This window comes from Mesorhizobium sp. LNHC229A00, assembly GCF_000502415.1.
Taxonomy (GTDB): domain Bacteria; phylum Pseudomonadota; class Alphaproteobacteria; order Rhizobiales; family Rhizobiaceae; genus Mesorhizobium.
In genome coordinates this window covers 1-15,102 of record NZ_AYWQ01000004.1, presented here as the reverse complement: position 1 = coordinate 15,102, position 15,102 = coordinate 1, and the positions used below count along the sequence as shown (strand labels likewise).

The following is a 15,102-nucleotide window of genomic DNA, read 5'->3' as shown; positions in this document are numbered from 1 at the left end:
CTCAAGAAGACGACTTAGCCCGATCGACGAAGCTATCAACACCAGAACGGAGGCGACGAACCAAACGCCTGAACGCAGGAGACTTTGCATACGCGGGCTGGTCTGCTGCTCCACCATCGACTTTGCCCTCGATTTTCTGGGTATTCGTGCCGTATTCGTAATACTGGTAATTCATATATTTGTAGGCGTAGTTGTAGTCGAACTTGTTCACCTGGAATTTCGACATCGCTGCCCCGATGACATTCGCTCCGGCTGCTCGTAGACGCTTCAGAGCCGTTTTGGCGGATTTGCGGGTTACCTGGTTGGTGGAAATCACCATCAGCGTGCCTTCGGCAAGCCGGCCGAGGATCGGCGCATCCGAAAGGCCAACGACCGGTGGCGCATCGATGATGACCAGATCGAAGCGCTTGCCGAGATTGGTGATGATCAGCGCCATCTTGGGCGAAGAGAGCAGGTCAGCCGGGTTCGGCGGTATCGTCCCCGATGTCAGAACAGTCACATTGGGATATTTCGTCGCTCTGAAGATACCGGCTAGATCTTCCTTGCGAACGGTGTTTGTCAGGAGATTGCTCAAGCCGATCGCGTTGTCGAGGCCGAACAGTCGATGCAAATTGGGTTTGCGCAAATCACCGTCGACAAGTAGAATCTTTGCGCCGAGAGCGGCAAAATCCTGGCTAAGCTTGAACGATGTGGTCGATTTACCCTCCGACGGTTCGGAGCTGGTCACCAGCAGCGAACGCGGCGCCCCTTGCGCTCCTGAGAATTGCAGCGACGTCCGCAACGAACGATAGGCCTCCGAAAGCCCCGATTTCTGATCGGCTATGCTGGCTATGAGTTCCCGGTCGTCGACGAGCGGCAAGATGCCGAGCATGGCCAATCCGAGCTCTTTTTCGATCTGCTCCGGATTTGTGAAGGTGTTGTTGAGCAATTCGACGATATAGATGATCGACGCACTCAAGGCCATGAAGAGCGCCAGGGATATTGCAAGATTGATGCTGAGGCGAGGAGAATAAGGGCTCAAGGGCCGGGTCGCGAAATCGACAATGGCAGCGCTTTGCGTCTTAAGTTCAGAGCTCACGCCGACTTCGTTCAGCTTGGCGATCAGGCCGTCATACTGCGACCGGTTGGAATCGACCTCGCGCTTGAGGATGGTGTATTTGATGTTCTTGTCGTTGAAGACGATCTGCTGCTTTTCCAGTTCCGTAAGCTTGGCCTTGAGGTCGGCTTCCTTGTTCTGCGCTTCCTGAAATTTCAATCGTAGCGAGTCGGTTATCGCCAGCACGCCATTGTTGTAGAGCCGCTGCAGCTCCTTGATCTGCGACTGCAACTGCTGCATCTCCGGAAAGCCAGGTTTCAGGACGCCTAATTTCTGCTGGTATTGACTTGTGAGGTCCGCGAGCTTTTCACTGAGCTTCTGCAGGCCTTCGCTTTCCAGAACCGGACCGAGACTGGCGCCACGCCCCTTGTCTATCTGGCCCACCATCCGCCCGGCATCGAGACGCTCCTGGATTGCGGTCGCGAGTGCCGTGTTGAGGGCCTCGATGTTTGACCCGATCAGCGATTTGTCGCCGCCGGTGACGGTTATGCCGGCATCCTTGGCATAGGCGACCAGTTCCTCCTCGGACTTCTGCAGCTTCTGTTTGACCTGCAGGACCTGCTCCTGAATGAACTGCCTTGCCAGATCCGACGTCTCGCTGGTCTGGTCGAGACGCTGATCGATGAAGCTCTGGGCGACCTGATTGGCGACATCGCTCGCATATTTCGGCTTTTGGTCGACAAAGGTGATCGACAACAGGCTGGTGTTCGTCACCAGATTGACCGTGAGGTCATCGAGGACGCGCTTGATCGCCATGCCTTCCCGCTCTTCGGGGGTCTTTTCCTGGATCGAGGGCGATTTGGAAATTCCGAAGGCGCGGTAGAAGATGTTGCCGATTGAAAAACTCGGAGTCGGAAACAGGAAGTCCGGCTTTTCGGCTAGGCCCAATTGAAAGACCACGCGCTGCGCCAAGGCCCTGCTCTTCAATTTCTCCCGGGCGGTTAGAAAGGCCCGGACGTCACTGTTTTCGGAAACCACTTCAATGTCCTGGAAGACCTTTGCCGAAGGGACCAGAACCTCCAACTGCGTCGTCGCTTGATATTTGGGTGTCTGCATCATCGTCACAATGCCACCGGCGACGAGGCCCGCCACTGCCGTCATGACGATCAGCCAGCGATACTGGATGACATAGAACAGCAAACGGAGCGGATTGAAGCCCTCGTGCTGGGCGGCATAGTCTCGACCATACGGGCTATAATTTTGCGCCGCATCGTAATAAAGATCCGCGGACAGGCCTTGGCCATGTCCGGAGCCGGCAATTTGGGGCTGCCTGTTGCGATCGAGCATGGCGCAAAGTCATCCTGGTTTGTCCGTGGCCCGCCTTGCCTGTCTTATGGAATGACCGCGATGCGGGCCGCGCTCGAGGCGAGACCCAAGGCGTCCTTGAGATTGTTCATCGCGATTTTCGACTTCGAAGCGAAAACGACGATCACGTCGCCGCCGTAGATGCGCGGGTTGCGATTCTTGCCTGCGCGAATTTCCTCGACATTGTAGTTGGCGACCAGCCTGCTCTGGCCAAAATTGCGATAGACGAACACCTTGCCGCCGTCGCCGACAGCATTGAACCCTCCGGCGAGCGCGATCGCATCCAGCAAGGAAGCGCTGCTGGACACCGGATAGATACCTGCCCTGTTGACTTCGCCGTCGACCGTAATGCGCTGGCCTACCGATTCCTTCACGAAAATCGTCACGTCAGGCGATTGCAGATATTTTGCGCCGTACGCGGTCTCGATTTCCTTCTCGAGCTGACGAACGGTCTTGCCGGCGGCGATCATCGCGCCAATGAGCGGAAGGGAAATCTGGCCGCTGGCATCGACCTGAACGGTCCTGTTCAAATTATCGACCTGGAAGACGCTGACTTCGAGCACGTCGTTGGCTGACAGCGGCTGCTCGCTGCCATTTTGCGTGTTTTGCGGCGCCGGCAGGTCTTTCACCACCTGCAGCGCACCACCGCCGGCAAGGGCCCTCAAAGACGATGTCGGTTGCAACGCTTCGACCGAGGCCGTTGATGATGTCGAAGAAGAGCTCGCGCAAGCAGAGAGTGCAAGCAACGCGGCCAGCGTCGGCATACCTGCATTGTTTCTGGCAAGATCGAAAATGTTCATCCCAGAGACCCGCTCTTGAACAGCCGACCCAATCCGCCGAAACGGCCCGCGCTGCCGGCATACAATTTCTTGGTGCTCACTTTTCCGATGGGCGCGAGCAGCCGATTCTGCAATACCGCGACCGGCCGTTTTACCGCCATATTGTAGGCTTCATCTTCGCCCCACCGATTTGCTATAGCGACCACGGCCTGGGAAAGCCCCGGCCGACGCCTCGACAGGCCATGCGCATCGGATGCGATGATGTCCACCCTGCCTTCGTCGAGCAGCTTTTCCGAGTAGTAGAGAGCGGTCCGGCCAAAGGCTCCCACGACCGAATCCGCCGTGAGCTGGATAAGGCAGCCCAATGTGTTCAATCGCTCGACTACGCCATAGTTCGATTTGATCCAGGTCAACCGTTCAGGATGGGTTAGGATCGGAATATAGCCAGCGCCAACGAGGCGGGAAGCGAGTTCCTCGAGCCGCGGCGGCAAGATGTGATGCGGTGGCTCGAAGAGGAAATAGCGCGACCCGTTCAACGTCGGCACTTTGCCGAGCTTTAGCCGGTCGGGAAGATCAGGCGAAACATGAACGTCGGCGCCGACGTAGAGGACAAGCGGGATGCCGGCGCGAGCAAGTTCCCTGACCAGCGCCTCGACTGCCTGGGGAATGTTTGTCGTGCCGTTCTCATGGACGCCAGGCATGACGTGCGGGGTGCACACCATATGCGTTGTCCCATCAGCCACTGCCAGCCGCGCCATTTCGAGCGATTCAGCCAGACTGGAAGAGCCATCGTCGAGACCAGGCAGAATATGGGAATGCAGGTCGATCATTGGCGTTTCTGTCTGCATGGAGGCAAAGCGACGCCACAGCCTCGACAAAATACAAACGCATCACCCGCATGGCGGCGAATGACGCATTTCACAAGCTTACTCAGAACAGGAACGCTGGGGGCCGACTAGCGGCTGACGGCGTCATCGTCATCCTGCAGGCCGAGAATAAGGGCCGCGCCACCGCCAGTCGCACCGGCACCGAGGAGAACCGGCAAAACGCCGGGCTCGGAACCGGCCGGCACGACAGCGGCTTGCGGTGCATCGAACGACACGCACATACCGCCCTCGACAGGGTCGATCTGGACGGTCACATTCGCCGGAACGTTGAACGCGCAATTGGTGCCCACAACCAGGGAAGCCGAAGCCTGCGCCCCTGTCATGATGCGTGCGCCCGAATAGACCGACGCCTCGCCATTCACACCGGCATAACCGCCAGCCTGTGACATCCGCACGTCACCTTGGACATTGGTCAACTGGCCGACCACACTTCCCGAAACCGGTATGGCTGCAAGGCAGGAACACTGCGCTGCCTGTGCGAAAGCCGCGGACCCGGCAAACAAGGCATTTCCCGCTGCGAGCGCTACAAAAGCAATAACAACTCCAACTCGACCCGTCATTTCCGCCCCACCGAAACAGCTATTCCCTGCCAGGAATCGCCCACACTATTTCAACAAGTACTAATGCAATATGGTTTAACGAACCCGTCTAAAGACACTATCGGCGCGCCGCGGCCAATCACGGCAGTGGGCCACAGCCTTCAACAGCTGACAGCGCTGTCGTCGTCCTGCGTGGCCGCAAGCACGCCGGTCGCAAGAAGCCCACCAGCAAAAATTCCCTCGGGCGGACCGGAACCGCCGACCGCTCCGCCAGACTGCTGGATGGCGGCGGTCTGCTCGGAGCCAATCAGCTTGAGGCAGATGTTGCCCTCGACAAGAGAGATATCCAGGCTCGAATTCGCCGGCACATCCAGGTTGCAGCCGCCCAGGGCCACGGACGCCGACCCCTTGGCGCCGACCACCACACGACCGCCGGAATCAAGCGTATTTCCTGCCTTGGCCGGGCTGTAGCCGGCGGCCTGCGACACCATCACATCGCCCTTGGCGGAAACAATGGATCCAACCGGATTTGACGCACCATGATAGGCAGTCGCGCAACTGCAAGATGCTTTCTGAGCAGACGCGGAAACGGAACCGAAACCGAAACCGACTGAAACAACAAATCCAACCACCACAGTTCTGACGATGAGATTCATTCGTTTTCCCCTTCTCTCGAAGCCGCTCCTTGGAATTTGCCAAATCAAAAGTTCATGACATCAGCGCGTAACAGTTTCTTGCCACGATTCCAACCTGTTTCGCGCTGGCGCTAGAATTTTGACTTGCTCGTGCCTTTGGGATCTCACCACTTTAGCAATTGCGCATGAACAGTTCTGACTATCGCCGACGAATTTCAGATTACCCGACAAACAATTGAGGTTTCATTTTCCCCGTAACTGCGCGCGAGCGCTCCTGATCAGACTTGGCGGACGGGGACGGTGGTTCACCATCACCGATGAAGCCACGGCAGCTTGCGCCTGGTCGGACAATCGTGGACTGGCAGGGGCTCAATGAAGCCCCGGCGATCGGCCGCTAAGACGGAACAGATCCGGTGTCGGCCGGATCACTGCCGAGAAGCGGAAGGCGATAGCCGCTCATCACATGGCGGCAGCCGTGAGCTTCTCTATCTGATGCATGTAACTCTCGACGACGATCGTTTCCGAAAACTGCCGTTCAACCTTTTTCCGGCTCTCGTTCCCCATCGCGTCCCTGGAGTGACCGTCCATCGTCACGAAATCGATCATCCGTGCGGACAGGTCGCTGGCATCCCTGACCTTGCAAAGGAAACCGTTGACGGCATGGTCCACCACCTCCTTGCAGCCGGGCACGTCCGCGGCGATCAGAGGTTTGCCCATCGCGGCCGCCTCGAGCAGCGAGCGCGGCGTGCCCTCCCTGTAGGAAGGCAGGACGACGCAATCGGCGGCACCCAGGAAAGGGCGAACGTCGTCGGTGGCACCGAGATACTCGACCAAACCCTCGTCGACCCACTGCTCGATTTCAGCGCGGCTGATCGCGGTTCGGTTCTCGACATCGAGAAAGCCAAGGAGTTGGAAGCGCACCGCAGGCGCTTGGCGACGGACGAGGCGGGCAGCTTCGATGAACTCACCGACACCCTTGTCCCATAGCAGCCTGGCCACCAGCAGAAATACGACGGCATCGGACGGCGCGCGCTGGCGCGGCGACGGCGAGAAGCGCGCGAGATCGACGCCTGAGCCGGGCAGCATCGCGGTCCGTTCCTTGCGCACGATGCGCGCGCCGACGAACAGCATCCGGTCGTCGCCGTTCTGAAAGAAGACCACCTTCGAACGGGCCAGCGCCAGGCGATAAAGGGCTTTGGCGATTCCCTGGAGAAGGCCGCCCTGGACGAAGACAGTGCCGAGCCCCGAAATATTGTTTATGACCGGAATGCCATTCAGGTTTGCAGCCATAGAGCCGAACACGTTGGGCTTGATGGTGAAGCCTACGAACGCCAGCGGCTTCTCGCGGCGCAGGATAAGCCAGTAGCGCCACAGAAGCGCAAGGTCGCGAAAAGGCGAGGTGCCGGAATTGTCGATTTCGATGTCGACGTGGCGGCAACCCATCCCTGGGATCAAGGATGAATACTCGTCCCTCGGCGCGACGATGACGACATCATAGCCGCGCCGCCGCAACGCCTCGATCAGGCCCTTGCGGAAATTGACGACGTTCCAGGACGTGTTGATCGAGATGACAATCTTCCTTCCCACTTCCGACCCCACTCCCCGCCCCTCCGGATATGCATCAGCCCATCGTCTCGCACAGCCGCACGGCGTGCGGCCGCAAAGTCTCGAACAGCCGCAAGATCACATCGTCATCGGCAACTGAAGAAATGCGCGTGAAGCATGCGTCTCTTGCAAGCCTGAGGTCCTCGGGCCGGGCAATAAGCCCGGCAACCGCGCGGGCGATGTCTTGCGGGTCGTCTGGATCGAAGTCGAACCCGGAACCCGGAGGGAGGTACTGCCTCGTGCCGCTGTCACGCGACATCAATACGGCACATCCCGCCCAGGCGGCCTCGACGGGAGATACCGCGGCAGGTTCGGTACGCGAGGGCAATATCAAGAGATCATGGCTGGCATAGATCGAGATCATCCTGTCATGAGCTACGTTGTTTTGAAACCGAAGTCTGTTCGCCAGTCCAAGCGCTTGGGCCTCTTGCCGCAAGGCCTCACAAAAAGCCGTATCGGAATGCGTCGCCTCCTCGCCGCACAACGTTATGGAGAATGGTGTGGACGCCGAGATCACCGCCAGTGCCCTCAGAAGTAAACTGTGCCCCTTTCGCTCCCGGTATTTTGCCACCATCAAGATTCGGGGCGGCGAATGCAACGGCCTGCCTCGCAGCCCTCCGATCTGGATCGGCTCGAAGGGATTTCCGAATGGCAGGGGCATGGCGCCTCCCGCACCGATAGGGCCAGGATTGGACGGAAGCCGTGACGTGAAGTGCGCAATCCCGAGTTGCCGAAAGACAGCTCTGCGTAACCATGTGCCGCTCCATGCCTGAGGCCTGACATCCTCCTGATCGTAGATAACCAGCTTGCGGCCTTGCAAAATCGCGCACAACGCGGCGATCCTGCAGAACCATCGCGTCACGCCGCGCACGATCACCACATCGGGATTCTCGACCCGAAGATGTCTCCAGTAGGAAACAAGACCAGGAAAGGAAAAGGGCGAGTTTGGGATACCGCTCGGATCCATGTGCATAACTCTTCGTGACAGCGCCGATGGTGCCACCACATTGGGAGAAACAAGTATGTGGTTCTCCGTCGCCCCTGTGTCGACGACGTCGACTGCAACATGATGCCCGGCCGAGGTCAGTATGCGCACCCAAGGCACAACATTGGTGTGATATCTTGGTAGGCAAAACAAGTATCTCAAACTGTCAGACCTGGGATATTTTCCGTGATTCGGATCTGCTTTTTCAGCAACAATTGCGAAACCAGCATCATTGCCGTATAGACCAGCGCCGATGCGATCAGACCTGCCCATGCAATACCCGGAATTCCGATCCAGCCCGACAGGACGAACGAAAGCGGCAGGTAGACGATGAATGACGACGCCATGATCTTGAGAAGCGGTTTTGTTCCGGCCAGAACCTGGATCAAAGGATTGAAATGCATTCCGGCCAGGCCGAGGCACTCGGCCGCGAACAAGATAGCGAAAAGCAGCGAGGCATCGGCATAGGCCGAGCCGGCGGCCAGAACCACGATGAATTTTTGCAGCACGATACCGCCAGCCGCCATGCCCGCGGCGACACATGCCGAAATCATCGTGATGCGAGCGTTCAACCTGTTTAGGCGGGAAGGAGATTCTTCGTTGGACACTTTCGCCATTTCGGGAAAGATCACCTGGTTCAAGGGGCCGGTCAGCCGGGACATCATCGTCGCCAGACGCGACGCTACGGAATAGGCGCCGGCGGCAACATCTCCTAAAAGACCGGCGACAAGGAACAAGGCTACATGTCGTCTAGCACTCACCAGTGTCGACAGCACACCGGTCCCAGTAGCCATGACAAGGAATGTCCAAAAGAAACGCCGCCTGGAACGGGAACGAAGCGGATTGAATAGTTTGATGTTCTCGCGTCGGGCATAGACAAGCAGCCGGACGAACAGCGTCAGATTGTAGAGCGCACCGATCGCCGCCAACACAGCCACATAGGCGATCAGAGGCGCTTCGATGGCCCAGAGGACGAGCGCGGCAACAACCACGGCAGCCCCCTGGGCGAGTTGATTGCCGGCAATGACGTCGTACCGCCCATTCAGGCGAAGCACCCCCTTGGGTGTGCCCGCGAGGCTGGCCAGCAAGGTGAGACTGTAGATCAGCGCCAGAAGCCGATCCTGGTGGGACACGCCGATCGACTCTCCAAACAGCAGGACCCCACCGGCCGCCACCGCAGTGGCGACAACGGCCGCCGAAACGTCGAGCGCGATCCCGCATGATGCTGCCCGGCCAAGACGCGAGCGCGACCTGGCGGACAGCCTGATGACAGGCTGCCAACTCTCGAACGTAGCGAGGCCGGAGATGAACGTGACATAGGCCTGGATTACGGCGAGGGTGCCAAAATCTCCGGGGCCGAGCGAGCGTGCATTGAGCGCCAACGCGATGATGGAACACAAAGCCGCCACCCCACTTGAGGATGTGGTCACGGTGACGTCCCGGGCGACCCTGCGTGCGCGTATCCATCCAGAAGGTTTGGCTATCGCCGTCATGTCGTCAGCCATGGTCCCGGCGCAGGCCCCGCACTCCCGCTTCCATCGCAGGCGCTTGCGGGAAGCACTTTCGATGGAGATACACCAGCCCGAATACGAAAACCGACACAAGGATGACCCGCTTGGCGGAGATGAACGCGGCGAGCAGTTCCTTGCGCTGGATGTAGAAGGTAAGGTGGATGATCGCCACGATCAGACCAGACTTGAGCGTCGCGCTGCGCACGTTGCGGATTATTGCTTCGATGGCGACACAGACCAGGGAAAGAATAATGACGAGCAGCGGAAATCCGGCGTATCCGAAATTTGCATAGAACTCCGCCCAGATATTTGCCGCCACACCGCCACTGTAGCCTGGAAAGAGCAGCGGCTGGACCTGCTCGTTGTAAGTGCAGCCATCCTTGCCGAAGACCGCATCCGAGAATGGAATGAAAGAAAGCGGCACCAACCAGAGATTGGAACAAGGCAATGTGTAGTTATATTTTACGATGAGATCCAAATGAGCCAATGTCACGAACTGCTCCAACCCGACAAGGGTGGAATCTGACAGCTGGTCGAATTTCATTTTCTGGCCGACAAGCTCGAAATTCCCCGCCTTCACCGCAGAGTAGACAGACTTGTACATCGCCAGAAAAAATAATGCTGAAAGCCCGCCGATTACATACCGTTTTCTTATCATTATCAACGGAACATTCCTGCATCTTACATACAGCAGAGATAGAATAGTTATCGCAACTGGGGATCGATGCCCAATATAGAGCGTCAAGATTAGCCCAAGGCAGCTCAGGGCAATAACAAGCTTGGATTTCCTCCACCCGGCCAGACCCCCAAAGACCACGCCGATGATACAAGCATTGTAAAATATATACTGTAATCGACCAGTTGACGATAAAACATCAACCTTAGAAGCGGAGAAAAGTGCCGGGTTCGCAATTGAAATTCCGCCGAAAATAATGATCATCGCGATTATTACCAACGACTCTCCTTGGCTATCTCCCTCAATTTCGAAACTCTGGCGTCTCGGAACGAAGCCAACCATCGCCGCGACGATGCAAGCCATGGAAACGGCGATGGCATACCCCGTGCCCAAATCATATGTGAAATCATACTTCCTTCCGCCAACGTCAACATACTGAAAGCCGCCGGCAAGAAATGGAAAGAAATAAAGCAGGCTCGATATAAGCAAAAGCATTTGCGGCGTAAGCACAAAGGGCGAGACCAGGTAATCTCTTCTGACGTCCCGCACCATCACCCTCGTGCCTAGCTCCCAATATCCTCGCGCCCTGCGGCTCACAAATCCGGCTGGTGTGGCGCTGCGAATGCCTTGCAAGTGCGGTACGGCGGGCAACATGTCGTGCGGAACGGGCCCGCCGACACCTAGACCTCGGCCATGATTACATGGGCCTGAATTTTAGCGGCGACTTCGCCGCCGCCGTGTCTTTCTGCGATGGCGGATGCCGCGTAATCGGTTGCGGCGTCCAGTTTTCCAGCGCCCCTGGCCTCGATTTCGGTGCGAAGAACAGTGCCTTGACAGTAGGCAACGGCCGGAAGACGTGCCGAGGATGCGCGGCTCTGTTCGGCTCTCGTCTCGATCACAACACGGGAGAAACCTGCATCCTCCAGGTCGCGACGGATCAGCACCTTGTCGTGATAGCCGTGCGGCGTGCGTGCCAGGAAGCGCGGGGGATCGTCGGGAAAGATCCGTGCGAGAGCGTTGGTCACGTCATCGGCGAACACATTCTCCTCGATGCGATCCCACACGTTGAACAAAAACCGTCCGCCGGGCTTCAGGACCCGCCTGGCTTCGCGATAGGCAGACGTGCGGTTCGGAAAGAACATCGCACCGAACTGACAACAGACAAGATCGAAGGCCCCATCTTCAAATGGCAGCGCCATGGCATCCGCTTGGCGCCACTCGATGCGGCTGTCAGGAGTTTGTCGCGAAGCCGCGTAGTCGAGCATCGGCTGGTTTAGGTCGGTCACGACATAGCTTGCGTCGGGCGACAGTCTTGGCGCCAATACGCGGGTGACGACCCCGGTGCCCGCGGCGATTTCCAGGACCGCAGCGGGCGATAGAGCCGCGGCTCGTCGTGCGATATCCGCGGCGAACGGCTCAAAGATCAAAGGCACCATGTAGCGGTCGTAGTTTTCCGGAATCGAGCCTGCGAACAGCTTGTCGGTTTCCAACACGGCAATCCCCACCGTCTGCCTGATGACTCGCGAGGTTACCATATAATTGTCTGTTCCTGGTCGTTTTCCGTGCGCAAGTCCTTGGCGGACAATCTCTCCCATAGCGCGCTGTATGCCCTTGCCATCCGCTCAAGTGAAAAATCGGAGGCGACGCGGTTGCGGCATGCCTGCTGTCTGGTCTCCCAGGATGGCGAGTTGCGGTTTTCCACAGCCATGTTTGTAATGGCGCGAGAAAGCGCGTCGGGATCCTGGCTCGGAACAACACATCCAGTGTTGCCGACAATCACGCCGATATCGCCGACGTCCGTCGCCACGCAAGGCGTACCGCACGCCATGGCTTCGGCGACCACGTTAGGGAATGCCTCGCGCCTCGAGGCAAGCACATGGATGTCGAACGCACTCATGAGAGCGGCGACACCGTCGCTCGGACCAAGCAGCATCACCTTGTCGCGAACGCCGTAACGGTCCAGCAGTCCGGCAAGGTCGTTATTTTCAGGAGAGATTCCGGGGCCGGCGAGAATACATTTGAAAGGGAACTCGGCGCGCGCCGACAGCTTGGCCAAGGCAGCGGCGAGATTCCTGTGATCCTTGTCGGGATGCCAGCGGGCGACGCTTCCGATGACGAATTGGCCTTCATCTATCGACCAGGCCCGACGCAGCCGACTGCGCGCCCTCTCATCCGGCTCGAAGACAGCCAGGTCATAACCGTTCGGAATTATCGTCCAGTTCGAAGCCGAGTAACCCGCACTGATATGGCGCCGTGACGCCTGTTGCGAACAGCTCACGATCTGGGTCGGGACCATCCGGGACATGAGCGCGCAGGCCCGGTCCGCCATCCGCGTGGCCAAGGGGGCGACAAGCGGATCCAGACCGGAATTGTGCATTCCCCAAACCACCAGCCGGATACCCGCAAGCCGCGACAGCACGCCACCAACCAGATTTGCATGGTACATCCAGCACTGGACTATATCAGGCCGATGGGCTGACAAGACACGCCNATCCGCGTGGCCAAGGGGGCGACAAGCGGATCCAGACCGGAATTGTGCATTCCCCAAACCACCAGCCGGATACCCACAAGCCGCGACAGGACGCCACCAACCAGATTTGCATGGTACATCCAGCACTGGACTATATCAGGCCGATGGGCTGACAAGACACGCCGAAATGCCGCGAGCCCGCCGAGGCTTAGCCTTCCCTTCGGCATCGACAGACAGGCCAGGGGCACCCCCGCCTCCCGAAGCAGCGGGCCATATTTTCCTTCGTCGGAAAGCGAGACCACTGCGGGCGAATGAGTGTGCTCGGCCATGCACAGACGGAACAAAGCCGCCTCAGCACCGCCATTGTGCAGCCCGGTGATGACATGCAGGACTTTAATCCTGGAACTCCTTTCGGGTGGCGCTCGCCAGGCCCATACCCATCGCGAGCAGATACGCGTCAGCCACTTTTTCGACACTGAAATCCTGGGCCCGACGTCTGACATCGGGTGGGCTGGCATCATCCAGCCCGGCCAATATCGCGGCCGCGAAGGCTTGCACGTCGCCCACCGCGACAAGCCGCCCCCACTTGCCGTCCTCCAGGATTTCCGCTGGGCCGCTTTCGCAATTCGTGCTCACCACCCTAGCTCCGCAGGCCATCGCTTCGATAATCGTATTGGGAAAGCCCTCCCTTCGCGACGAATGGAGAAACAGCGCGGCGCGGCGCATCCACGGATACGGATTTTTCGAAAAGCCGATCAGGGCGACCGAGGAACGCAACTCGAGTTCATCGATCATCGTCTGCAGCGACGCCCGCAGCGGCCCTTCCCCAATAATCGCCAGTTTGACCGGTCGTTTCCTTACGACCCGTGAAAAGCTGCTAATCAGAGTGGCATGGTCCTTTGCGAAATCGAGGCGACCGACGGCGACCAGCAGGGACCTGCCGTCCTCGTCCGCGAACGGATGATCAATGGGCGCGCTGGCCTGTGCCCGAATGTGTTCGACATCCAGTGGGTTGTGGATTGCTTCGACAGAATTCGGGTCGAGCCCGATGCCCCTGATCAGATCGTCCGCAACGCCATGTGAGACGGCTATTATCCTGTCGGCGTAACCATATGTCATTCGCATGAGGAACGGCAGAAATCTCTCACGGACCAATTTCGTATCCGCAAGGGTCCTGGACAGGTTGCTTCTCTCGGATATGACCGTACGCACCCCTTGCCGTGACAGGAAGGACGACACTATTGCCAGGATGTTCGCGTGAGGCAGCGCCGACAGCATCACCCGCGGCTGCTCCGCCTTGACGTAGCGAATCAGGCCGAACAGGGAAAACAGCATGCGAGACGCTTGCAGATCCACTATCCTTATACTGTCTGGAACCAGTGGAAGATATTCCCCTGTCGCACATCCAAGTACGAGATCCGTCACCAACCCGCGCCGGTCGAATTCCCGGGCCAGGGTAAGCATCGCGCGCTCGGTGCCACCTGCCCGCAGCGAGGGGATGAAGACGGCGATCCGGGCATCCGGATCGCCCGACGACTTTCCATCTTTCCCCGTTCGCTTCATCCGATTCGAAGTCCGGCCGCCGCCATACCGCCTCGTTCGGCTCTTGCTCCCCCGTTGGAGAGCAGGCGCAACCGGAAACGGGCCAGGACCGGCGGAGAATATCTTCGACGGATCACTGTTTTCGCCGAAAGACATAGGCATAGGTCTCCGCCGCATCCTTGCCGAGCAAGAGAGCGGTGATACCAAGCCAGAGGCGCCAGGCGACGAAAGCCGGCACGAAGGAATAGAAGTATGAACTTCTCCAGAACAGGCGCCGCTGGACAAGCTCCAACCCATTTTGGGCCGCGATCCTTTCCACCTCGCTTGGCAGGCATTTGTCGTAGAAAACCGGAAATCCGTCGTGACCCCTGCCTTTGTCGGGATAGATGGCAAACAGCAGCCGCCGCTTGATCCTCTCAGGCAAAATCAGGTTCAACCTGGCGAAAACGGCATTGCGTGATGGCGAGAAAATGGCAACCAAACCGCCCGGCTTGACGCAACTGGCGATGCCGCGAAGCGCGCCCTCTCCATCGCGAACATGTTCCAGGGTCGCCTGGCATATGACCAGATCAGCATCCTGCCTTCCCTTGAACACGGTAAGGTCTGCCTCGATCTGCTCGTCATAGAGTCCATCGGGAGCCTTGGACAGTTCCTCGGCGGCGAGATCAAGCCCTACCAGGACGAGCCCGAGGCGCCGCTTCTGCGGCAGGCTGACGAGCGGTCTTGCGCCTCCACCCAGATCGTAGACCAATGCGTCCGGAGACAGCAGCGCCGGCGCGATTTCGGTTGCGAACGTGTGATTGCCGTCCGCGCGAAGGCGTGGCGGCAAGGCCCTGTCAAGATATTCAGAGACCGCCACGTTCGCGCGTACAAACACCCTCAGCAACGACACTGCCTCCCTTATCGCTTCGCGCTATCCCCGCCCAAAATAATCCTGGTACCACTCGACGAACCTCCCTACCCCCTCGGTGACGGAGGTGCGGGGGCGATAGCCGACGGCCGCCTGCAGCGCCGAAGTGTCGGCGAAGGTGTCGGGCACGTCGCCGGCCTGCAGCGGCAGCAGCTCGATCAC

General features: G+C 58.7%; 13 protein-coding genes and 1 pseudogene. All 14 read right to left on the bottom strand.

Annotated features, from left to right (window positions below; genetic code table 11):
- Position 1 precedes the first annotated feature (1 nt).
- Entirely contained in the window at positions 2–2,383 is a 2,382-nt protein-coding gene (locus tag X742_RS159425; RefSeq protein WP_023771477.1) for a polysaccharide biosynthesis tyrosine autokinase, read from the bottom strand.
- 44 nt (positions 2,384–2,427) lie between these two features.
- A complete protein-coding gene (locus tag X742_RS159430) occupies positions 2,428–3,066 on the bottom strand; it encodes a polysaccharide biosynthesis/export family protein (RefSeq protein WP_245275526.1) in 639 nt (212 codons plus the stop codon).
- Between the two features lie 131 nt (positions 3,067–3,197).
- The gene (locus tag X742_RS159435) at positions 3,198–4,010 is read right to left on the bottom strand and encodes a CpsB/CapC family capsule biosynthesis tyrosine phosphatase (RefSeq protein ID WP_023771475.1); all 813 of its coding nucleotides are present in this window, start codon (positions 4,008–4,010) and stop codon (positions 3,198–3,200) included.
- A 125-nt stretch (positions 4,011–4,135) separates the two neighbouring features.
- Positions 4,136–4,456 (bottom strand): hypothetical protein, encoded by a 321-nt coding sequence (locus X742_RS159440; RefSeq protein ID WP_023771474.1) that lies wholly within the window; start codon positions 4,454–4,456, stop codon positions 4,136–4,138.
- 311 nt (positions 4,457–4,767) lie between these two features.
- Positions 4,768–5,262 (bottom strand): hypothetical protein, encoded by a 495-nt coding sequence (locus tag X742_RS0136510; protein WP_031247794.1) that lies wholly within the window; start codon positions 5,260–5,262, stop codon positions 4,768–4,770.
- A gap of 438 nt (positions 5,263–5,700) precedes the next feature.
- Complete coding sequence (locus X742_RS159445; protein ID WP_023771472.1) at positions 5,701–6,828, bottom strand: glycosyltransferase family 4 protein; 1,128 nt, start codon at positions 6,826–6,828, stop codon at positions 5,701–5,703.
- Between the two features lie 34 nt (positions 6,829–6,862).
- Positions 6,863–7,813, bottom strand: a complete 951-nt coding sequence (locus X742_RS1000000174775; RefSeq protein WP_198019195.1) for a glycosyltransferase family 4 protein — start codon at positions 7,811–7,813, stop codon at positions 6,863–6,865.
- Positions 7,814–7,989: 176 nt separating this feature from the next.
- Complete coding sequence (locus tag X742_RS159455; RefSeq protein WP_031247792.1) at positions 7,990–9,336, bottom strand: lipopolysaccharide biosynthesis protein; 1,347 nt, start codon at positions 9,334–9,336, stop codon at positions 7,990–7,992.
- Complete coding sequence (locus X742_RS159460) at positions 9,329–10,570, bottom strand: oligosaccharide repeat unit polymerase (protein ID WP_023771469.1); 1,242 nt, start codon at positions 10,568–10,570, stop codon at positions 9,329–9,331. Before X742_RS159460 ends, X742_RS159455 begins: the two co-directional genes overlap by 8 nt.
- A 128-nt stretch (positions 10,571–10,698) precedes the next feature.
- Positions 10,699–11,511: a class I SAM-dependent methyltransferase gene (locus X742_RS159465; protein ID WP_023771468.1), complete on the bottom strand. Its 813-nt coding sequence runs from the start codon at positions 11,509–11,511 to the stop codon at positions 10,699–10,701.
- Between the two features lie 35 nt (positions 11,512–11,546).
- Complete coding sequence (locus X742_RS0136505; RefSeq protein ID WP_198019194.1) at positions 11,547–12,635, bottom strand: glycosyltransferase; 1,089 nt, start codon at positions 12,633–12,635, stop codon at positions 11,547–11,549.
- Positions 12,636–12,881: 246 nt separating this feature from the next.
- Entirely contained in the window at positions 12,882–14,051 is a 1,170-nt protein-coding gene (locus tag X742_RS159470; RefSeq protein ID WP_031247789.1) for a glycosyltransferase, read from the bottom strand.
- 112 nt (positions 14,052–14,163) lie between these two features.
- Positions 14,164–14,859 carry a methyltransferase domain-containing protein gene (locus tag X742_RS159475; protein ID WP_198019193.1) on the bottom strand — a complete coding sequence of 232 codons (696 nt, stop codon included), beginning with the start codon at positions 14,857–14,859 and terminating at the stop codon, positions 14,164–14,166.
- A gap of 84 nt (positions 14,860–14,943) precedes the next feature.
- Positions 14,944–15,102 (bottom strand): annotated as a pseudogene (locus tag X742_RS1000000175620) (capsular biosynthesis protein CpsI); the annotation flags it as partial.